The following is a 19,477-nucleotide window of genomic DNA, read 5'->3' on the forward strand; positions in this document are numbered from 1 at the left end:
TGCAATGCTAGAACCGTGCCCTGAGCTGCTTCAAAGAACAATTTATAGAGACGGCTATATTCACTCCCGAGCCCTGAAGTAGAGCCAGCGCTCAGCTCACAGGTGAGAGCGTACCAAACGAGCCGCTGAACGCAGGACATTATCGTGGAGCGAGAGCGTGGTCAGACTGCTTGCGCGGATCCAGGTGGTGGGTGCATCAGCGGCCGTGGTGACGGTGGTCTCAGCCGTAAGGGCGGGGCCATCCCGCTGGCCGGTGAAGACCGTCGTCTCCGTCTGTACGTTCCAGCCGGCCTTCACCACCGAGTTCCAATGGTAAGTGCTGTTGATCGTGGTGGCGGTGTCCGCGTCCACATCCTGACAGGCATAGGAGCCGCCCATGGTGGTGGCCTGATCCAGATAGGCCCAGCGCCGACCGGTCACCGTTACGCGGTACGTTGTGCTGTCGCTCTGATCCTCTGCGCTGACATTCAGCAGCGAGTCAACGTAGATAGAATTGCGGGTCAAGTCCAGCACCGCGAACTCGAAGCTCCTCGCGCCGGGCGTGCTGGAGGTAAGCTCTCCAGAACACTGTGCCGTGCTGATTGTCAAGCTGACCGGCAGAAGGTACGAGTCCAGAGCGGTGGCCCCCGGCAGCTTTAGACCGAACGCACCGCTTGCACCCACCTGCGTCTTGGCGATCACCGGATTGCTGGCCGACTTCTGACGGGAGTTGTCCACCAACAGTTCCAGCGTAGCCACCCCGTTGCCCAAGCCGGAGACCTGCCCGTTCAGCGTGCTCAACGTGGAGACGTTCGGGTCGGCCGGCATCCCACCGCCGGTCACGGCCGGTCCACCACACGCGCTCAATACCGCCGTCAAGGCCACCACACCCAGCATCATTCGAGTCTTCACGCCCGGCACTGTAGCCCGGCCTTGGCCGCAATCCGCCCACACTTGTGGTCCGCTCCCACAGACAAATGTTCGTGGCCCATGTGACGCTGCGTTACCCTGACCTATGACCTCAGCCGCCCCCACCGCCCAGGCCGCCGTCCAGCTTCAGCCGTTCCGGGTGCTGATCTGCGACGAGATGAATCCCGGCACCTTGGACTTCGCCGGGTTCGACATCGAGTACGTGGCCAACATGCCGCGCGCGGACGTGCTGCGCCGTCTGCCGGAGTTCGACGCCCTGATCACCCGCTCGCGCACCAAGGTGGACCGGGAACTGCTGGATGCGGCGGGCGAGCGCCTGAAGGTGGTGGGACGTGGCGGGGTGGGTGTGGACAACATCGACCTGGACTACGCCTCCCTGAAGGGCGTGTTGGTGCTGAACGCCCCCGAGAGCAACAACGTCTCGGCGGCGGAGCTGGCCATCATGCACCTGATGGCGGCCGCACGCGGCCTGACCCGCAGCGATAGCCAGACCCGCAAGGGCGTCTGGGACCGCAAGTTCCTGGGCATCGAGCTCAAGGACAAGACGCTCGGCATCGTGGGGCTGGGGCGCATCGGCAGCATTGTGGCCAGCCGTGCCCAGGGCCTGCGGATGAACGTGGTGGCCTACGATCCCTACGTGCCGGAGAACAAGTTCGAGCGCCAGGACGTGCGCCGGGCGGCCACCCTGGACGAACTGCTCTCGCAGGTGGATTTCCTGACGGTCCACACGCCACTGACCGACGAGACGCGCGGGATGATCGGAGCGGCCGAACTGGCCCGCCTGAAGCCCGGCGCCATTGCGGTGAACGCGGCGCGCGGCGGCATCATCGACGAGCAGGCGCTGGTGGACGCGCTGCACAGCGGCCACCTGTTCGCCGCCGGCGTGGACGTGTTCGTGGACGAGCCGCCCACCCCGGACCACATCTTCCTGGGCGCGCCCAACCTGGGCATCACCGCGCACCTGGGGGCCAACACCTTCGAGGCGCAGGAACGGGTGGGGGCTGAGATTGTGGACCGGGTGCTGGCCGCGCTGCAGGGCGACGTAAGCAAGGGCGCCGTGAACGCCCCGGCACTGGACCCCAAGACCATGCAGGCGCTGGGCGGCTACCTGGACCTGGGCGAGAAGCTCGGCAAGATCCTGGCGCAGCTTCTGCCGGGCGCCGGCGACCTGGAAGTCACCTTCCGGGGCGAATTCCCCGCCGACCCCACCCCGGTGCTGACCAGCGTGCTGGTCGGGTACCTGGGCGCCACCACCGACGAGCGGCCCAACATGATCAACGCCCGTGCCCTGGCCCGCGAGCGCGGCCTGAACGTGACGGTGCGCGAGCAGCCGGAGAGCCCCGACTACCAGACCGAGGTGATCGTGCAGGCGCACCAGGGCGGCGACCGCGACCGCTTCCGCACGGTGGGCGGCACCGTGTTCGGGCGCAACGCCCGGCTGACCCGCCTGCGTGACTTCCGGGTGGAGCTGGAGCCGGAAGGCTACATCCTGATTGCGAGCAACCAGGACAAGCCGGGCGCGGTGGCCAAGCTCAGCACCCTGCTGGGCGAGTGGGGCGTGAACATCGCCGGCATGGCCCTGGGCCGCGCCGAGAAGGGCGGCGAGGCCCTGTTCACCCTCACCCTGGACGACGGCCTGAGCGCCGAGCAGCTGGAGCAGGTCCGCGCCCTGGACGTGATCGACTCGGCCTTCCTGGTGCGCGTGTAGGCAGGTGTGACAGGCGGGCGGCCAGATTTCTCTGGCCGCCCGCCGTCTTTTGCTCTCAGAACTCGACCACGTGCTCCTTGCCGTCAATGAAGACCCGGTCACCCCGGCGGATCTTCTTGCGGCGGCGCGTCTCGACCTCGCCGTTGAGCCGCACCTCGCCGGTCTGAATCATGAATTTGGCCTCACCGCCGGTCCCCACCAGCCCGGCCAGCTTCAGGTAGTCCTGAAGGTCCATCACCTCGGAACGTTCGGGCGCGTCTGTCATGGCAGCCGGTAGGCCTTGCTGAAAATCTGCAGGTCCAGGTCATCCACGTGGCCATCGTTGTTCAGGTCGCCGCGCTGGTTGCTGCCGCTCTGACCGTAGCTGCCCATCAGCAGCGCCAGATCGGCGGTGTCCACCTTGCCGTCGCCGTTGATGTCGACCCCCGAAAAGCGCAGACGGGCGGCCTCGGGCGTCAGGGCGCTCAGTCCCAGTTCCTTGAGCAGCTCGGCCTCCACCGCGTCCTTGAGCGGCTGCGGCCCCTTGGGATTGAACTCGATCCGCTTGCCGTCGGCAGTGTTGAGGGTGCGGGCGCTCACATCCGGGTTGAAGGCCACCCGGGCGGTGGCGCCACTGCCGCCCAGTGCGAGGATGGTGCCGCTGCTCTTGTCGAGCGTGAGCGGCAGCCCCTCGCTGGAAATGCGTTTCAGCACGTCCGCGATAATCTGCTCGATCTGCGGATTCTGGGGCCGCAGCCGCACCGTGGCGGCCGAGGCACTGCCCAGCAGCGCCGCCAGACCCAGCATCACCGCCCGCCTCATCGCTGCCCCCGCGCCGCCACGATGGCGGACCTGAGGGCGTCCATGGTCTTGAGGGTCCCGCTGGTCAGCTGGCCGTTCACCTGCACGTAGACCCCCTGGTTGTAGCCCACCAGGGGGCTGTCGAGCCGTCCGGTGTAGAGCAGCAGCATCGCGTCCTGTCCGGCCTGGAAGGTGGGCAGGCCTTCTGCTCCACTCAGGAAGTACAGGGCCGGCCCGCCCTGGTTCTGCGGCAGCTGGGCCGCGTCACCGGCCAGCGTCTCGGTCACCTTGAGCGGCACCACCGTGTAGCCCACGCCCTCCTCCGTCACCTGCAGCGGCGTGCCGAGCGTGGCGCGCACGATCACCTGGGCCCGCTGCGCCTGCTGGGCCAGGGTCAGGGTCGGCGCGGTGGTGGCCGAGACGCTGCCCAGCAGCAGGGCGGCCAGCGCATAGGGAGCGCGCCTCACGAGCCACCTCCCGGAGTGCTGGGTGCCGGCGGGGTCTGCTGCTCCATTGGCGGAAGCGGAATGCTGCCGGGCTCATCGGAACCGGAGTCCTCGGTGTTGGGGTCGGCGGGGGCCGGGTCTGGCGTGGTGGGGGTGGCCGGAGTGCTGACCGGTGGGGTAGGCACGCTGACCGGCGTGGACGGCACCGAGAGCGTCTGGTCTGCTGGGGTGGACGGTTCAGTGGTGGACGGCACCGACGGCTGCCCGGCGGCGGGCGTGCTGGGCGAACCGGCCGGGGCGGACGGCACCGAGGCGGTCACCGGCTGGCCGAGCGCCACACCGTCGGCCCCCACCGCGGTCGTGACGGCGCCGGACGCCGTGAGCGTCACCGGTTTGCTGGGCCGCACGGTCAGCATGGCGAGCTGGGCGCCGTTGGCCGGCGTGCTCTTGAAGCCCAGGTCCATGGTGAGGGTTCCGGACGACACCTTCCAGAAGATCACCGTCTTGTTGTTGGACGGCACAATGCGCGTGACATTCAGGCCCGCGGGCATCTTCCACACGTACCGGGCGGCCCGCACCCCGCGCGGCCCGCTGATGGTCAGCGGCAGGCGCGTTTCGCCGCGCACCTCGCTCTTGGGCAGCTGCAGGTTCAGGCTCAGCGGCGGCAGCGCCGCCACGTTGAGCGTGATCTTCTGGACCTTGCTGGAGAGCGCGGCGTCGCTGGCCTCCAGCGTGAAGGTGTAGAGCCCGGCCTTGCTGGGCCGCCCGGTGATGGTGCGCCCGCTGAGCGTCAGGCCCTCCGGCAGCTGGCCGTCGGTGAGCTTCAGGCTGTACGGGCCGATGCCGCCCGCCATCTGGATATCGGTGCTGTAGCTCTCGCCCACGTAGCCGACCGGCACGTTGGAGGTCGCGAAATACAGGGCGTCACTGGTACTGGTGGTGCTGCTGGTGCCGGTGCTGCCGCAGGCGGCCAGCACCACGCTCAGGGTCAGCCCCAGGGGCCACAGGAGACGACGTCGCATACCGGCAGTCTACCCGCAACGGATGAGGAGGCGGCGGCACGGTTCATGTGCCCGGCCGCCGCGACGTGTGCCCTGGCTTCCAGGCGGCCGCGGAGCAAGCGCTATCATCCCCGCATGACCGTGACTGATCAGATCTCGGCCGGCACCCGGCTGGGCCGCTACACCGTGGAGCGGGTCGAACCCCTCAGCGCCATTCAGGCCACCGTCTACGTGCTGCGCCACGACCTGGGCGCCCGGCACCTGCATGTGGCGCGCGACGACGACAACCAGACCTTCGCGGTGTTCTTTCCGACCGTGCCGCAGGACAGCACCGGGGTGGCGCACATCCTGGAGCACATCGCGCTGATGGGCAGCCGCACCTACCCGGTGCCGGACCCGTTCTTCGCCATGATTCCGCGCTCGCTCAACACCTTCATGAACGCCATGACGGCGTCCGACTGGACCACCTACCTCTACTCCACCCGCAACGAGCGCGACTACTTCAACCTGCTGGGCGTGTACCTGGACGCCGCGTTCTTCCCGCTGCTGCGCTACGAGAGCTTCCGCCGCGACGGCCACCGCTTTGAGTACGCGGACCCCGCCGACAGCAGCAGTGAGCTGAAGATGCAGGGCGTGGTCTACAACGAGATGAAGGGCGCCATGGCCACGCCCAGCAGCGTGCTGTGGAAGGCCGTCCAGAAGGGCCTGTACCCGGACCTGACCTACGCCAACAACTCGGGCGGCGAGCCGTCGGAGATTCCCAGCCTCACCTACCAGGGGCTCAAGGACTTCCACGCCGCGCACTACCACCCCAGCAACGCCTACTTCTACACCTACGGCAACCTGCCGCTGGAGCGCTACCTGGACGCCATTGAGGCCGGGGTGATGCAGCACTTCCAGCCGAACGCGCTGGACGTCTCGATTCCGGATCAGCCGTCCTACAGCGCGCCCATCGAGCAGCAGGTGAGCTACCCGTCCAGTGACGTGGAGCGCGGCGCGCAGGCCCTGGTGGCCTGGAAGCTCGGTTACAGCTTCGATCCGCACCAGAACCTGCTGTGGAGCGTGCTCTCGGAGGTGCTGCTGGGCAACCCGGCGGCCCCGCTGTACCGCCCGCTGATCGAGTCGGGGCTGGGCAGCGCCCTCTCGGACGGCAGCGGCTATCACGACAACTTCCGCGAGGGCGCCTTCGCGGTGGGCCTCAAGGGCCTCAGCGCCGACAGGGCCCCGCAGGTGCATCGGGTGGTGCTGGACACGCTGCAGCAGATCGCGGACGCGGGCATTGACCCGGCGCTGGTGGACAGCGCGCTGCACCAGTTCGAGATCGCGCAGAAGGAGGTCTCGAACGCCGGCTGGCCCTACAGCTTCAAGGTGATGTTCCGGGCCATCGGGCCGTGGCTGTACGGCGGCGACCCGGTCAGCGGCCTGAACCTGGACGCCTCGCTGGCGTGGCTGGCCGAGCAGCGCGCCCAGGGGCCGGTGTTCGAGCAGGCGATCCGGGAGCAGCTGCTCACCAACCCGCACCGCGTCTCACTGACGCTGGTGCCGGACCCGGAGCAGCCGGCCCGGCAGGTGGAGGCCGAACGCGAGATGGTGGCGCGGCTGAGTGCCAACTTCACCGACGAGGACAAGGCGCGCGTGGTGCAGGAGGCGCTGAGCCTGCAGGCCAGCCAGGACGAGCAGGACGACCTGAGCCTGCTGCCGACCCTGACGCTGGACGACGTGACCCGCACCGTGCCGCGCCCCGCCTACACGCTGGACCAGCAGGGCGGGGCGGTGGTGGGCCGCATCGAGCAGCCGACCAGCGGGCTGGTGTACCTGGACGTGCAGGTGCGGCTGCCGCAGCTGAGCGGTGACCTGCTGGAGTGGCTCCCGCTGTACGCCTTTGCGGTCACGCGCAGCGGCGCGGCCGGCCAGGACTACGTGGCCCTGACGCGCCGCATTGAGGCCCTGACCGGCGGCATCAGCGCCTCGGCGGGCGTGGGCACCGGGCCGGAGCGGCTGGACGACCTGCGGGTCAGCATCACCTTCGGAGGCAAGGCGCTCAGCCGCAACGCCGCTGAACTGGTCACGCTGCTGCGCGACGTGCTGGCGGAGCCGCAGTTCGATGCGGGCCGGCTGGAGCAGCTGGTCAAGCAGCGGGTGGCCGGCGTGCGGGCCAGCATCGTGAGCAGCGGCAACGCCTACGCCGGGCGGCTGGCCGCGGCGCAGCTGAGCCCGGAAGCGGCGCTGGAGGAGCGTCAGAGCGGCCTGGAGGCCCTCAAGCGGCTGGAGGCGCTGCTGAGCACCGCCAGCTGGAGCGAAGTGATGGACCGGTTCCAGGCCCTGCAGCAGGCGATCCTGACCGGCGCGGCCCGCATCGCCCTGACCGCCAGCCAGCCGGACCTGGGACTGGAGCTGTCCAGCCTGACCGGACTGTTCGGCGGACAGGCCGCCCCCTCGCTGCAGGTGCCGCTGGCCCCGCGCGTGCCCCAGGCGCGCACCACCGACACCCCGGTGGCCTACAACGCTGTGGCGTTCCAGACGGTGCCGTACACCCATCCGGACAGCCCGGCCCTGCTGGCGCTGAGCAAGCTGCTCGGCACCGAGTACCTGCTGCGCGAGCTGCGTGAGAAGGGCGGCGCATACGGCGGCAACGCCGGCTTCGACACCCACAGCGGCGTGTTCCGGATGACCAGCTACCGCGACCCGCACATCGGACGCACCTACCGCGCCTTCCGCGAGGCCCGCGCCTTCCTGGACACGGCCCTGTCCGACCGCGAGCTGACCGAGGCGATCCTGTCGGCCAGCAAGCAGCTGGACCCGCTGACCAGCCCCGACACCGTGGGCCGGATGCGCTTCTACGGCGACCTGGGCGGCTACACCGCCGAGCTGCAGGAGCAGTACAAGACCCGCCTGCTGGCCGTCACGCTCGACGACCTGCGCCGGGTGATGGACACCTACCTGACCCCCGAGCGCGCCGCCTACGCGCTGGTGGCCGGCAAGGACCCCAACCCCGAGACCGCGTCCGCCGGCCTGACCTTCGAGGTGCAGGCGATCTGAAGCGCGGCCAGCAAAAGGGGGCCACGGCGAGCATGCCGTGGCCCCTTTTTTTGCTGGCTGCCCGGCTAGCCCCGGATCCTGGGCAGCTCGCGCGGCACCTGCCGCCACAGCAGCAGCACCACCACGGCGGCCAGCCCGGCCAGCACCAGGATGCCCCAGCGCGGTCCGAACGGCCCGGTCCTGGAGATCAGGAAGCTGGACACCACCGCCCCCAGCGGCCCCATGCCCACCAGCACGAACGAGTACAGGCTCATCACCCGGCCCCGCAGCAGGTCCGGAATGCTCAGCTGCACCGAGCTGTTGGCGCTGATCAGAAAGGTCAGCATCGCAAAGCCGCAGGCCGCCAGCACTGGGGCGGCCAGCAGGCTGTTCGGCACCGCCGCCAGCAGCGCGCCGCTGATGATCAGCAGCACGGCCCCCAGCCGCATGTTGCGCAGCGGGTTGGGCCGGCTGGCCTGCCACAGCGCCCCCACCATCGCCCCCAGCCCGAACGCGGCGTTGAGTGCCCCGAACCCGGCCTCGCGCAGGCCAAACACGGCGCGGGCGAAGTAGGGAATGATCACGTTGAAGTTGATGATGGTGGCGCTCAGCAGCCCGACCAGCAGCAGAGTAGTGCGGATGCTGGGCGTGCCGCGCACGTAGTGCAGGCCCTCGCGGATGTCCTGCAGCATGGCGGGGCGGTTGCCTCGCTCGCGGGCCGGGAACGGCAGCGTGGCGATCACCACGATCACCACCACGAACGACACCACGTTGAGGTAGAAGGGAAACGCCAGCCGGGCGATGTTGTTCTCGTTGCCGCCGGCCAGCAGCGACACGCCCAGCGCGGCCACCAGACCGAACACCGCCTGCCCAAGTGTGCGCGACAGGTTGAAGCTCAGGCTGTTGAGCGCCACCGCGTTCGGCACGTCCTCGCGCGGCACGAAATCCGCGACCATGCTCTGACGGGCCGGCATGTCAAAGGCGTTGGCGGTGCCGGCTATGGCGGCCAGCATCAGCACCAGTGGCAGCGACACGATGCCCAGCTGGGTGGTGACCGCCAGCGCGATGGCGGTGGCCATCAGCACCACCTGGGTGGTGAGCAGGATCTGGCGGCGCGGCGTGCGGTCGATGATGGCGCCGGCAAACAGCGAGAGCAGCAGGCTGGGCGTGAACTGCGCCACCGTGACCCAGCCGAGCGCGGCGCTGTTGTTGCCGGTGAGTTCCAGCACCAGGTAGCTCTGGGCGGTGGTCTGCATCCAGCTGCCCACCAGGCTGAGCATCTGCGACAGCCAGAAGCGGCGGTAGCTCGGATGCCGCAGGGCACGGAAGGTGTTGAAGCGCCAGTCCTGCAGACGCTGGACGGCACTCACCGGGTCACCTGTGCCGGCCCGAACGACGGCAGACTGTTCACGCCCGTGGGCGCGCGTGGAACGAACGACACTGCATGGCCCCAGCATAGGCCCGGTATGTTTGAGGGGGCGTGAGCACCGCCCTTATGGGAGGTGTTACTCGGCGGGTTGCGCCGGAACAACGCAAAGGGCGGGCCGGGGATCCAATTCCCCGGCCCGCCCCTTTCCCCCTTTACTTCCCGCTGACAACCCGCGCCTTGACGGCCGCCGTCAGGTCAGTGGCCTGCTCGTTGGCGTACACCACCAGACCGTTGGTGAGCGCCACGCGGCGGTCCAGCACCACGCTGTAGCCGCTGCTCTTGGCCACGGCTGCCACCGCGGCATTCACCTTGCTGGCCAGCGGCGTGAAGGCGGTGCTCAGCTGCTTGCTGTAACTCTGGGCCGTGGTGGTGTAGGCCTTCTGGGCGTCCACATACGCGGTGCGGTCGGCGGCGGTGGCCTTGCCGCTGCGCAGCCGGGCGGCCAGCTCCTGCACCTTCTGGGTCCGGGCCTGCAGGTCGGTGTCGGCCTTCTTGCTCAGGGCCACGTAGTTCGCGCCGCCGGGCATCGCCTGCACCACCAGCTGCACGTTCACGATGCCCACCCGGGCCTTCGCCTGCTGGGCGTGCGGCACCGTTACCAGCAGGGCCAGCGGGGCAAGCAGCATCCAAGTCTTCATGTCATCTCCTGACCTGGCCCTGGCGGGCCGAAAAAAACCCCCGGATCGCCGGGGGCCGCAGCGCTCTGGTGACGCTGCGCGGGCACTGCTCAGGGCTTGAGGTTCTTGACCACCGCGTCGGTGATGTCGGTGCTCTGGTCGGCGTACACCACAAGGCCATTGGTGGCGGCCTGGGCGCGGTCCATCACGATGGAGAAGCCCTGCGCCTTAGCGGTGGAGGCGACAGCGGCGTCCACGGCCGTCTCGATGGGGGCCACGGCCTTGCTCAGCTGCGCGTCATAATCCTTGGCCTTGGCCTGGATGGTGGTGGTCAGCTGGGTCAGCTGGTCCTTCTCGGCGGCGGTGGCCGCCGTGCCCTTGGCCTGAATGGCCTTGATCTGCTTGTCCAGCCCGTTCAGCTCGGCCGAGGCCTTGTCCTGAATGGCCTTGACGGACGCGTTCTTCGGGTGCGCCTGCAGCACCTTCTGCACGTCCACGAAGCCGACTTTCTGGGGAGCGGTCTGCGCGTGCGGGACCAGGGTTCCAAAACCCAGCGCCGCCACGACAGCGATGGGAGCAAGTAATTTCGCCTTCATAAACGGAAAGTTAGCATGGCTCACTTTGAGCAACATGATAGGGGTGGTCAGCGGCACGTCAGGCAAAGCGGCGCGTACACTGGGCCCATGCTGGTACGCGACTGGATGACCGCCGGCCCCGTGACGGTGGCCCCCTCCACCCCGGTGATGGACGCCCTGAAGCTGCTCAAGGAGCACGGCTTCCGGCGCCTGCCGGTGGTGGAGCACGGTGAGCTGATCGGCATCACCACCCGCAAGGACCTCAAAGATGCCATGCCCAGCCGCGCCACCACCCTGAGCGTCTGGGAGCTGAACTACATGCTCTCCAAGCTCGAGGTCAGCGAGATGATGGCCCGGCCGGTCATCACCGCTCAGGAGGACGAGTACATGGAGGACGCGGCCCTGCGGATGCAGGACCATGCGGTGGGCGGCCTGCCGGTGCTGAACAGCGCCGGACAGCTGAGCGGCATCATCACGGTCAGCGATGTGCTGCGCGCGTTCATTGACATTCTGGGCATGCACGAGGGCGGGCGGCGCCTGACGCTGATGATGCCGGACGTGCCGGGGAGCCTGAGCCGGGCGGCGGCGGCGGTGCAGCCGAGCAACATCATCAGCGTGGCCACCTTCGGCGCGCGCGAGGGCCAGCGGCGCTTCGTGATGCGCGCGGTGGGCGAGGACACCGCCGGTCTGGCCGAACGGGTGCGGGCGGCTGGCATTGAGGTGCAGGACTGAGGGCTGTTGACGCCTCAGGGGACGCGCCGCTCTTTCTGAGCCTGCACTTGCCCTGTGGACGGGTCTACATCCGCGTCTTCTGCTCGCCCTAGACCCTGGCCCCAACCTTTACTCACTGGCGGGGCCGAGGCGCCGGATCAGGATGTCGCCGTACTGATCCGGCTGCTCCACCTCGAAGTCCCCCTCCCGGACGCCCTCCAGCAGTGCGGCAAAGTAGGTGCCCTGCTCGGCCCAGTCCTGGGTGGGCACGGCCCGGAAGGTGAAGCTGCTCAGCCGCCCCGCGAAGGCCCGCAGCGCCCGCAGCGCGTCCTGCAGGGTCAGGCGGTCACGGGCCAGCAGCGGCACCTGCACGTCGCGCACAGCGTTCTGTGCCGCTTTCAGCAGGCGGGCCAGCCCCTTGCGGCCGTCCTGCCGGCGTTCCCGGCGCGGCAGGCCCAGATCCAGCGCCGCTGCAGGAATCAGCCGCTCCCGCTCCCGGCGACGTTGGGCCAACAGCTGCACCAGCGTCTCCAGCTCGGCCAGCGCCGAAACCGCCTCCACCACCTCGTCCAGCGGATCGTCGTCAGGGTCGTCGGGCAGCGCTTCCGCTTCAGGGCGCGGCAGCAGCAGCCGGGCCTTCAGCGCGATCACCCCGGCCAGCGCCGGCAGCAGCTCCGCGTACCGCTCCGGCTGGGCCTGAGCCGAACGCTGCGCCCAGGCCAGCACGTCTCGCGTCAGCGCCAGCAGCGGCACCTCCGAGGGCAGCACCGCCCCGGAGCGCAGCCGCTGGGCCAGCCCGGCCAGATCGCCGTGATGGCAGGGCAGCCGCACCTCGAAGGCGGCTGCCCTGCCGGCGTCCAGCACGGTCATGCCCGGCGCCGCACCCTAGCGGCGGCTTCCCAGAAAGCCGACCTTCCCGCGCACCTCGTCCATCACTGGCTCGGCAATCTGACGCGCCTGGGCTGCCCCGTGCTCCAGCGCGTCCCGCACGTCGTCCGGCTGGGCCCGCAGTTCCGCCCCACGCTGCTGGATCGGGACCAGGGTGCGCTCGATGCCCACCATCAGCCGCTTCTTGCAGTCGATGCAGCCAATGCCGGCGGTGCGGCAGCCGTCATAGACCTCCAGGATCGTCTGGTCGTCGCTGAACAACTTGTGGTAGTCGCCCACCAGGCACTTTTCCGGGTCGCCGGGGTCGGTGCGGCGCACCCGGGCCGGGTCGGTGGGGGCCACCCGCAGCTTGTTCCAGATGCTGTCAAGACTTTCGAACAGGCCCAGGGTGCTGCTCTCGCCCTTGCTCTTGCTCATCTTGCCCTGCCCGTCCACCCCGGGAATCCGCAGCGCGTCCTGTGCGTACACCGCCTTCGGCTCCGGGAAGGTGGGGCCGTAGGTGTGGTTGAAGCGCCGGGCAATCTCGCGGGCCAGCTCGATGTGCTGGGTCTGGTCCTCGCCCACCGGCACTGTGTCGGCCTTGTACAGCAGGATGTCGGCGGCCATCAGCACCGGGTACATCAGCAGGCCCGCCGGGGTACTCTCCAGCTTCTGGGCCTTGTCCTTGTACTGGGTCATGCGCTCCAGCTCACCCACCGGGGTCTGCAGCGTCAGGATCCAGCTCAGCTCGCTGTGTTCACGGATGTGCGACTGCACGAAGAACACCACCTGCTGCGGGTCCAGGCCCACCGCCAGGTTGGCCAGCGCCATCTCGAAGGTGCGCTCGGCCAGCAACTCCGGCTGGTAGGCGGCCGGGTTGGTGGGCGCGTGCAGGTCCACGATGCAGTACAGGGCGTTCTTGCCGTACTGCTCGCCCAGCTTCACATAGTTCTGCATCGCCCCGAAGTAGTTGCCGATGTGCGGCTCTCCGGTCGGCTGAATGCCTGAAAACACGCGGGTCATGCGGGGCATGCTAGCGGACGCGCCGGGCGCCGTGTCGGTCTGGATGGTCATGGCTGGTCTCCTGAACTGGGGAAATGGACATCAAAAAAATCCGCCCGGTACCGTTCCCTGGGCGGACGCAACAGACATGCGGCGACTCTACCCAGGCAGGCTGGGCCACCACCACGTCGCGGGGAGCTTCATGGTGTCAGTGTAGCGCACCCGCGCCGGGGTCCTCCGCTAGACTGCCGCCATGACCCCTTCACGCGCCGCGCCGGGCCTGGCGCTGCTGTTTCTGGCCCAGGCGCTGGCGACCGGCGCGACCACCGCCAGCACCGTGCTGGCCAGTCTGGTGATGAGCAGCCTGGGCCGCGAGTCGCTGGCTGGCCTGCCCAGCACGCTGGTCACGCTGTCGGCTGCCCTCTCGGCCGGGCTGTTCGGGCGGCTGATGGTGCGCGGGCGCAAACCGGGCCTGATCGCCGCCTATCTGCTGGGGGTGCTGGGGGCCCTGCTGGGCTTCCTGGGCGGCTGGCACCATGTGGTGCCGTTGTTCCTGCTGGGCGCAGCGCTGGTCGGGGCGGCCCAGGGCGGCTACCAGCAGGCCCGGTACGCGGTGGCCGAACATGTGCCCGCGCGGGTGCGCGGCACCGTGATGGGCGCGATGATGCTGGCCTCGGTGCTGGGGTCGGTGGCCACCACCGCGCTGTCGGGCCTGCTGACCACGCTGGCGGCGCGGCTGTACACCTCCAGCGAGGTGATCGGCTGGCTGCTGGGCGGCGCCTTCCTGCTGGGCGGCGCGCTGCTCACCGCGGCGTGGCGGCCGGTGCGGGTGGTGGCCGACCCCGCCCGCCCGGCCAGCGCTGCCCCCCAGCTGCGGCTCTGGGACCGGGAGGTGCGCTGGCCCGCGCTGTCGGTGGTCACGGCGCAGGGCCTGATGGTCACGCTGATGAGTCTGACGCCGCTGCGCGCTCACCACATGGGCATGGACCACCTGCAGGTGGCGGGACTGGTCACGCTGCACATCACTGGCATGTTCGGCTTCAGCTGGCTGAGCGGGCCGCTGCTGGACCGGCTGGGCCAGCGCTTCGGGTACGTGGCGGGGGCGCTGCTGCTGCTGGCCGCCGCGCTGAGCGCCCTGCTGGGCGGAGCGTGGCTGGGGCCGAGCATGTTCGTGCTGGGGCTCGGCTGGAGCCTGTGCTTCGTGGCCGGCAGCACCGCCCTCACGCCCTACCGCAGCGTGCAGGGGCAGGTGGACGCGCTCGGGTACCTCGCCTCGGCTGCCGGAACCCTGCTGGGCGGCTGGCTGCTGGCCCAGACCGGCTTCGCGCCACTGGCCTGGACCTGCGCGGCGCTCAGCCTGCTGCCGCTGCTGAGCGCATTCCGGGCCCGTCCGGCCGTTCAGTCGGCCCCAGTGGCCGCCGACTGAACCCGAAGGCAAGGAGAAAACAGGAAACCAGAGCTCCTAAGCAGGTCGTGGCCCGAGCCGGGCAACGGGCTTGCATGTGCATCTCAACGGAGCCACCGCTCTGGTCAGGCGCGCTGCCGCTCAGCGCATCCGGTCCCGGATCTCCTGCAGGGTCTCCTCGAAGGCGTCCAGGAATTCGTCCTCCAGCTGAAAGTCGCGCACCAGGTTGTCCTGCTCGGTGGCGGCCTGCTCGCGTGCCCAGCGGACCCGGGCGTTGCGGGCGCTGGAGACGTTGCCCTTCCCGGCCACGAAACGGGCCGCGTGCCGCACCGCCTCGCGCGGGTCTTCGGTGGGCGCCACCACCGCCAGATTCCGCAGGCCGCCCTGGTCGTTCACCAGGCTGGCCGTCACCTCGGTCCGGATGCCGCTGCGGCTCAGGAACACCTGATCCACCCGCCACATGCTGGTGGCCCGGATCGGGGCGGCGTCTGAGGAGGTGGTTCTTCGCTGCGTGCGGCGTGCCATGCCCGTCAGGATGACACGTCCGGCGACGGAGCGGTCCAGTCGTGCGGGGCCTCCAGCCCCAGCAGCACCCGGCCGGCGCCCTCCGCCAAGGCTTCGAGTTCCAGTTCGCCAGGAATCACGGTGAGCGGCGCCATCCACGCCACCCGGCGCTCGATGCGGTCCACCAGCCGCACCCAGCGCGCGATGCCGCCGGAGATGGCCACCGCGTGAGGGCGACCCGGCAGCGCCGCGCTGTAGGCGCCCAGCGCCTTGGCCACCTGATGGGCGAAGGCGTCGGCCACCAGCCGCACCGCCGGGTCAGTCTGCTCGCGGCGCTCCAGCTCACGCAGGTCCGCGGTGCCGGTCAGGCCCCGGAAACCGGACTGGTACTTCAGGCGCTGCTCCAGTTCCGGGCGCGGAATGCTGTAGGCCAGGTCCAGCAGGCCCCGGAGCGGCAGCGTGCCGGCGCGGTTGGCGCTGAACGGTCCCTCGTCCAGCACGATGCCGCTGGTGTCGATGGCCCGCCCCTGATCGAAGGCCGTGACGCTGACCCCGGCGCCCAGGTGCGCCACCACCACCCGCGCGTCCTCCAGGCGCCGTCCCACCTCGAAGGCGGCCCGCCGCGCCACCAGCCGGGCATTCAACGCGTGGAAGCGCCCGGTGCGCTCCAGTTCCGGCACGCCGCTCACCCGCGCTTCCGGAATCAGCTCGTCCACGCTGGGCGGGTCCACAATGAACGCCGGCACGTTGTAGTCGGCGGCCAGCGCCAGCGCCAGACTGGCCCCGATGCGGGCGGTGTACTCGCCGGTCTGGCTGGCCAGCGTGTGCGCCGCCAGCTGCGGCGTGACCCGGTAGGTGCCGGCCTCCACCTGCCCGATCAGGCCGCCCCGCGCCACCACCGCGTCGGGGGCGGGCCACTCGCGCAGCAGGTCACGCAGGCTGGTCAGCACCGTCAGCAGCTGCTCGTCCGGCGGGGTGCCGGCGTCCAGCGGTTCGGCGTGCTGCACCTCGGCGCGGGTCAGCGTCAGGCGCAGCTGTCCGGCCAGCGCCGCCGCCTCCGGGGCCGAGATTTCGGCCAGGGCGAGGCGGGTGGTGGAACTGCCGGGGTTGATCACATAGGCGATCATGCTGGCCCAGGCTAGCAGAGCTCTCACGGTTCTGCCATAGACCAGTCAGGTTCCGGCCGCGGCGGGCCGGCCCGCCGCACGCGCTGGGCGCGGCCTCAGCTGCCGCTGGCCTTCTGCTGCCGGTAGCGGCGAATGAGGGCGTTGGTGCTGCTGTCGTGGTCCAGCGGCGGCTCCTGCTCCGCCTGCAGCTCCGGCACGATGCGGCTGGCCAGCACCTTGCCCAGTTCCACCCCCCACTGGTCGAAGCTGTTGATGTCCCAGATGGCGCCCTGCACGAACACCTTGTGCTCGTAGAGCGCGATCAGGGCGCCCAGGATGCGCGGCGTCAGCACCTCGGCCAGGATGGTGTTGGTGGGCCGGTTGCCCTCAAAGACCCGGTGGGCCACCTGCTCCGCCTTGACCCCGTCCGCCTCCACCTCCTCGGCCGTCTTGCCAAACGCCAGCGCCTCGGTCTGGGCAAACACGTTGGCCATCAGCAGGTCGTGGTGGGGCGGCAGGGTGTTGAGGCTGCGCGCGAAGCCGATGAAGTCACAGGGAATCAACTTGGTGCCCTGGTGGATCAGCTGGTAGAAGGCGTGCTGGCCGTTGGTGCCCGGCTGGCCCCAGATCACCGGTCCAGTCTGGTAGTCCACCGTCTGTCCATCCAGCGTCACGTGCTTGCCGTTGCTCTCCATGTCCAGCTGCTGCAGGTAGGCGCTGAAATGGCTCAGGTAGTGGTCGTAGGGCAGCACCGCCACCGTCTGGGCATCGAAGAAATCGTTGTACAGCAGCCCGATCAGGGCCAGCAGCACCGGCATGTTCTGCTCCAGCGGCGCCGTGCGGAAGTGCTGGTCCATGTCGTGGAAGCCGGCGAGCAGCTCACGGAAGTGGTCCGGCCCCACTGCGATCATCAGCGACAGGCCGATGGCGCTGTCCATGCTGTAACGCCCCCCCACCCAGTCCCAGAAGCCGAACATGTTGGCCGTGTCGATGCCGAACTTGCCGACCTCCTGCGCGTTGGTGCTGACCGCCACGAAATGCCGCGCCACCGCCGCGTCGTCGTGGAGTGCGGCCAGCAGCCAGGCGCGGGCGCTCTGGGCGTTCGCCATCGTCTCCTGGGTGGTGAAGGTCTTGGAACTGACAATGAACAGCGTCTCCTGCGGATCCAGGTCGCGCACCGCCTCCACGAACTCGCTGCCGTCCACGTTCGACACGAAGCGCAGGGTCAGGTCGCGCTGGCTGTAGAAGGTGAGCGCCTGATACGCCATCACCGGCCCCAGGTCCGACCCCCCGATGCCGATGTTGACGATGTTGCGGATCGGCTTTCCGGTGTGGCCCCGCCAGCCGCCCGAACGGATCTGGTCCGCGAAGGTGGCCATGCGGTCCAGCACCTCGTGGACTTCCGGCACCACGTTCTGGCCATCCACCAAGACGGTTGCGTCTCTGGGGGCGCGCAGCGCGGTGTGCAGCACCGCCCGGCCCTCGGTCACGTTGATGCGCTCGCCCGCGAACATCGCGTCCCGGCGCTGCTCCACGCCCGTCGCGCGCGCCAGCTCCAGCAGCAGCTGAAGCGTTTCGTCGGTCACACGATTCTTGCTGTAGTCCAGGTACAGGCCGGCGGCCTCCACCGTCAGCCGTTCGCCGCGCTGGGGGTCCTGGGCGAACAGCTCGCGCAGGTGCAGGCGCTTGAGGGTCTGGGTGTGGGCGTCGAGGGCAGTCCAGGCCGGAAGCTGGGTCAGGGTCGTCATGGTGGGTCCTTTCAGAGCGGGCGGGAAGGGTCAGAAAGCCAGTTCACCAGAGCATACCCACTGCCGAAGGGAGGCGGCTTGAGCTTCTCCAGACCTGTGGACCTGTCACGCTCCGCTTGGGCTAAGGTCTGAGGCATGACTTCTGCGTCCCTGCTGTATGTGGGCAGCTACGCCACGGCGGAGCAGCCGGGCATTTCCGTCTTCCGTCACGACCCCGCCAGCGGGCAGCTGCAGCTGCTACACCAGCAGCGCGGTCTGCTCAACCCCTCGTACCTGGCGCTGCATCCACAGGGCCATACCCTCTATGCGGCGAGCGAGACGGTGCTGGACAAGGACGGCCAGCCGGGGCAGGTGCTGGCGCTGCGGCTGTCGCCGGAGGGCCTGCCGCTGCACCCGCTGCCGGCCCAGGCGAGCGGCGGCGATTCACCCTGCCACCTGAGCGTGCATCCGTCCGGGCGGATGCTGTACGTGGCCAACTACGTTTCCGGCACGGTGGCGGCGCTGCCGCTGGCCGAGGACGGCACCCCTGGCCCCGCCGAGGTGCTGCATCAGCTGCAGGGCCAGGGGCCGGACCCGGAGCGGCAGGACGGGCCGCACGCCCATGAAGTGCACCTGTCTCCGGACGGCCAGTGGCTGCTGGTGCCGGACCTGGGCAGCGACCGGGTGGTGATCTTCCGGCTGGACCCGGACGGCCGACCCCACCTGCACGGCAGCGCGGCCATGCCGGAAGGCACCGGCCCGCGCCACCTCGCGTTCGCGCCGGACGGACAGACCTGTTATCTGGCCGGAGAGCTGGGCAACTCGCTGACGGTGTTCCGGTTCGCGGACGGACAGCTGCACCAGCAGCAGAACGTGTTGCTCTCCGACGACGCGCAGCCGGACTGGCTGCCGGCAGAGGTCCACAGCACCGCCGACGGGCGACACGTGCTGATGTCGGTGCGCGGCCCGGACACGCTCGCGGTGTTCTCGGTGCAGCCGGACGGGCACCTGCAACTGGAGGGGCACGTGCCGTGCGGCACCCACTGGCCGCGCCACTTCTGCTTCTCGCCGGACGGGCGGCAGGTGCTGGTGGCCGGTGAGCGGGGCGACACCGTCACCCGCCTGGACTGGAACGGCAGCCAGCTGGGCCAGCCGCAGCCGCTCGCCCAGCTGGGCCAGCCCACCCACCTGCTGTTCGGTTAGCCGGCGGCGACCTCGGCGGCCTGCTCCAGCACTGTCTCCACCACGATCTCGCTGTTGAGCGAGGCGGCCACCGAGCAGTACTTCTCGTGGCTGAGGTGGGCCGCCTTGCTCAGCTGCTCCTCGGTCACGCCCTTGCCCGACGCGATGTGCCGCACTGTGATGGTGGTGTAGCGGCGAGGATGCTCCTCGGCACGCTCGCCCTCCACCTCGATGCGGTAGGTCTGCAGCGGCGTGCGGCGCTTGTTCATCACCTGCACCACGTCGTAGGCGGTGCAGGTGGCCAGCGCCGAGAGCAGCGCCTCCATCGGCCCCACGCCCAGCTTCAGCTCGCTGTTGTCGATGATCACCTGCTGCCCGGTCTCGTTCTGCGCCACATAGCGCTGCTCGCCCAGCCACGTGACATGCATGGTCTTCTTCATGGACCCAGCGTACCGCCTGCCGGTGCCGGACGCAGCAGGTGCGGCACGTT

The 19,477-nt window shown here is 69.5% G+C and carries 19 protein-coding genes; 5 read left to right on the forward strand and 14 right to left on the reverse strand.

From position 1 onward, the window contains the following. Positions 1-96: 96 nt before the first annotated feature. Entirely contained in the window at positions 97-891 is a 795-nt protein-coding gene (locus tag ABOD76_RS18220) for a hypothetical protein (RefSeq protein ID WP_350243376.1), read from the reverse strand. A 103-nt stretch (positions 892-994) separates the two neighbouring features. On the opposite strand from ABOD76_RS18220, the gene serA reads away from it, so the two are divergent. Beyond that, positions 995-2,617, forward strand: coding sequence for a phosphoglycerate dehydrogenase (gene serA / locus ABOD76_RS18225; RefSeq protein ID WP_350243377.1), 1,623 nt, complete (start codon positions 995-997; stop codon positions 2,615-2,617). 55 nt (positions 2,618-2,672) lie between these two features. Here serA and ABOD76_RS18230 read toward each other — a convergent pair whose 3' ends face one another. Genes ABOD76_RS18230 through ABOD76_RS18245 form a run of 4 tightly spaced genes read right to left on the reverse strand, consistent with a single transcriptional unit; the run spans position 2,673 to position 4,865 of the window. Further along, positions 2,673-2,882, reverse strand: coding sequence for an RNA-binding S4 domain-containing protein (locus ABOD76_RS18230; protein ID WP_350243378.1), 210 nt, complete (start codon positions 2,880-2,882; stop codon positions 2,673-2,675). After that, the gene (locus ABOD76_RS18235; RefSeq protein ID WP_350243379.1) at positions 2,879-3,418 is read right to left on the reverse strand and encodes a hypothetical protein; all 540 of its coding nucleotides are present in this window, start codon (positions 3,416-3,418) and stop codon (positions 2,879-2,881) included. The genes ABOD76_RS18230 and ABOD76_RS18235 overlap by 4 nt, the downstream gene beginning before the upstream one ends. Further along, positions 3,415-3,864, reverse strand: coding sequence for a hypothetical protein (locus ABOD76_RS18240; RefSeq protein WP_350243380.1), 450 nt, complete (start codon positions 3,862-3,864; stop codon positions 3,415-3,417). The genes ABOD76_RS18235 and ABOD76_RS18240 overlap by 4 nt, the downstream gene beginning before the upstream one ends. Continuing rightward, positions 3,861-4,865 (reverse strand): Ig domain-containing protein, encoded by a 1,005-nt coding sequence (locus ABOD76_RS18245; protein WP_350243381.1) that lies wholly within the window; start codon positions 4,863-4,865, stop codon positions 3,861-3,863. The genes ABOD76_RS18240 and ABOD76_RS18245 overlap by 4 nt, the downstream gene beginning before the upstream one ends. Before the next feature lie 114 nt (positions 4,866-4,979). On the opposite strand from ABOD76_RS18245, the gene ABOD76_RS18250 reads away from it, so the two are divergent. Next, complete coding sequence (locus ABOD76_RS18250) at positions 4,980-7,883, forward strand: insulinase family protein (protein ID WP_350243382.1); 2,904 nt, start codon at positions 4,980-4,982, stop codon at positions 7,881-7,883. A gap of 65 nt (positions 7,884-7,948) precedes the next feature. Here ABOD76_RS18250 and ABOD76_RS18255 read toward each other — a convergent pair whose 3' ends face one another. From ABOD76_RS18255 to ABOD76_RS18265, 3 genes are all read right to left on the reverse strand, one after another. Continuing rightward, entirely contained in the window at positions 7,949-9,232 is a 1,284-nt protein-coding gene (locus ABOD76_RS18255) for an MFS transporter (protein WP_350243383.1), read from the reverse strand. A 211-nt stretch (positions 9,233-9,443) separates the two neighbouring features. Next, complete coding sequence (locus ABOD76_RS18260) at positions 9,444-9,929, reverse strand: OmpH family outer membrane protein (protein WP_350243384.1); 486 nt, start codon at positions 9,927-9,929, stop codon at positions 9,444-9,446. Positions 9,930-10,018: 89 nt separating this feature from the next. Further along, positions 10,019-10,528: an OmpH family outer membrane protein gene (locus ABOD76_RS18265; RefSeq protein WP_350243385.1), complete on the reverse strand. Its 510-nt coding sequence runs from the start codon at positions 10,526-10,528 to the stop codon at positions 10,019-10,021. A 63-nt stretch (positions 10,529-10,591) separates the two neighbouring features. On the opposite strand from ABOD76_RS18265, the gene ABOD76_RS18270 reads away from it, so the two are divergent. Continuing rightward, positions 10,592-11,215, forward strand: coding sequence for a CBS and ACT domain-containing protein (locus ABOD76_RS18270; protein WP_350243386.1), 624 nt, complete (start codon positions 10,592-10,594; stop codon positions 11,213-11,215). A 108-nt stretch (positions 11,216-11,323) separates the two neighbouring features. Here ABOD76_RS18270 and ABOD76_RS18275 read toward each other — a convergent pair whose 3' ends face one another. After that, entirely contained in the window at positions 11,324-12,064 is a 741-nt protein-coding gene (locus ABOD76_RS18275) for a ScpA family protein (RefSeq protein WP_350243387.1), read from the reverse strand. 15 nt (positions 12,065-12,079) lie between these two features. Further along, positions 12,080-13,084, reverse strand: a complete 1,005-nt coding sequence (trpS, locus tag ABOD76_RS18280; RefSeq protein WP_350245304.1) for a tryptophan--tRNA ligase — start codon at positions 13,082-13,084, stop codon at positions 12,080-12,082. A gap of 232 nt (positions 13,085-13,316) precedes the next feature. Between trpS and ABOD76_RS18285 the strand changes: the two genes are divergently transcribed. Further along, positions 13,317-14,489 carry an MFS transporter gene (locus tag ABOD76_RS18285; RefSeq protein WP_350243388.1) on the forward strand — a complete coding sequence of 391 codons (1,173 nt, stop codon included), beginning with the start codon at positions 13,317-13,319 and terminating at the stop codon, positions 14,487-14,489. Between the two features lie 120 nt (positions 14,490-14,609). Here ABOD76_RS18285 and ABOD76_RS18290 read toward each other — a convergent pair whose 3' ends face one another. The 3 genes from ABOD76_RS18290 to pgi all read right to left on the reverse strand — a co-directional run bounded on the left by ABOD76_RS18290 (position 14,610) and on the right by pgi (position 17,826). After that, positions 14,610-14,993 carry a hypothetical protein gene (locus ABOD76_RS18290; RefSeq protein WP_350243389.1) on the reverse strand — a complete coding sequence of 128 codons (384 nt, stop codon included), beginning with the start codon at positions 14,991-14,993 and terminating at the stop codon, positions 14,610-14,612. Positions 14,994-14,998: 5 nt separating this feature from the next. After that, on the reverse strand, positions 14,999-16,099 hold the full coding sequence (locus tag ABOD76_RS18295) for a butyrate kinase (protein WP_350243390.1): 1,101 nt from the start codon (positions 16,097-16,099) through the stop codon (positions 14,999-15,001). A 95-nt stretch (positions 16,100-16,194) separates the two neighbouring features. Continuing rightward, complete coding sequence (gene pgi / locus ABOD76_RS18300; RefSeq protein WP_350243391.1) at positions 16,195-17,826, reverse strand: glucose-6-phosphate isomerase; 1,632 nt, start codon at positions 17,824-17,826, stop codon at positions 16,195-16,197. 135 nt (positions 17,827-17,961) lie between these two features. Here pgi and ABOD76_RS18305 point away from each other — a divergent pair, with 135 nt between their 5' ends. Then, positions 17,962-19,008 (forward strand): lactonase family protein, encoded by a 1,047-nt coding sequence (locus tag ABOD76_RS18305; protein WP_350243392.1) that lies wholly within the window; start codon positions 17,962-17,964, stop codon positions 19,006-19,008. Here ABOD76_RS18305 and ABOD76_RS18310 read toward each other — a convergent pair. After that, complete coding sequence (locus tag ABOD76_RS18310; protein WP_350243393.1) at positions 19,005-19,427, reverse strand: OsmC family protein; 423 nt, start codon at positions 19,425-19,427, stop codon at positions 19,005-19,007. The two genes, ABOD76_RS18305 and ABOD76_RS18310, sit on opposite strands and share 4 nt — an antisense overlap. Positions 19,428-19,477 lie beyond the last annotated feature (50 nt).

Origin of the sequence: Deinococcus sonorensis KR-87 (assembly GCF_040256395.1) — a bacterium.
Taxonomy (GTDB): domain Bacteria; phylum Deinococcota; class Deinococci; order Deinococcales; family Deinococcaceae; genus Deinococcus; species Deinococcus sonorensis.

Excerpts from the sequence above, each read along its gene's own strand:
- serA (WP_350243377.1), top strand. The coding sequence starts at position 995 with ATGACCTCAGCCGCCCCCACCGCCCAGGCCGCCGTCCAGCTTCAGCCG.
- ABOD76_RS18230 (WP_350243378.1), bottom strand. The coding sequence starts at position 2,882 with ATGACAGACGCGCCCGAACGTTCCGAGGTGATGGACCTTCAGGACTAC.
- ABOD76_RS18235 (WP_350243379.1), bottom strand. The coding sequence starts at position 3,418 with ATGAGGCGGGCGGTGATGCTGGGTCTGGCGGCGCTGCTGGGCAGTGCC.
- ABOD76_RS18245 (WP_350243381.1), bottom strand. The coding sequence starts at position 4,865 with ATGCGACGTCGTCTCCTGTGGCCCCTGGGGCTGACCCTGAGCGTGGTG.
- ABOD76_RS18250 (WP_350243382.1), top strand. The coding sequence starts at position 4,980 with ATGACCGTGACTGATCAGATCTCGGCCGGCACCCGGCTGGGCCGCTAC.
- ABOD76_RS18260 (WP_350243384.1), bottom strand. The coding sequence starts at position 9,929 with ATGAAGACTTGGATGCTGCTTGCCCCGCTGGCCCTGCTGGTAACGGTG.
- ABOD76_RS18270 (WP_350243386.1), top strand. The coding sequence starts at position 10,592 with ATGCTGGTACGCGACTGGATGACCGCCGGCCCCGTGACGGTGGCCCCC.
- ABOD76_RS18275 (WP_350243387.1), bottom strand. The coding sequence starts at position 12,064 with ATGACCGTGCTGGACGCCGGCAGGGCAGCCGCCTTCGAGGTGCGGCTG.
- trpS (WP_350245304.1), bottom strand. The coding sequence starts at position 13,084 with ATGACCCGCGTGTTTTCAGGCATTCAGCCGACCGGAGAGCCGCACATC.
- ABOD76_RS18285 (WP_350243388.1), top strand. The coding sequence starts at position 13,317 with ATGACCCCTTCACGCGCCGCGCCGGGCCTGGCGCTGCTGTTTCTGGCC.
- ABOD76_RS18290 (WP_350243389.1), bottom strand. The coding sequence starts at position 14,993 with ATGGCACGCCGCACGCAGCGAAGAACCACCTCCTCAGACGCCGCCCCG.
- ABOD76_RS18295 (WP_350243390.1), bottom strand. The coding sequence starts at position 16,099 with ATGATCGCCTATGTGATCAACCCCGGCAGTTCCACCACCCGCCTCGCC.
- pgi (WP_350243391.1), bottom strand. The coding sequence starts at position 17,826 with ATGACGACCCTGACCCAGCTTCCGGCCTGGACTGCCCTCGACGCCCAC.
- ABOD76_RS18305 (WP_350243392.1), top strand. The coding sequence starts at position 17,962 with ATGACTTCTGCGTCCCTGCTGTATGTGGGCAGCTACGCCACGGCGGAG.
- ABOD76_RS18310 (WP_350243393.1), bottom strand. The coding sequence starts at position 19,427 with ATGAAGAAGACCATGCATGTCACGTGGCTGGGCGAGCAGCGCTATGTG.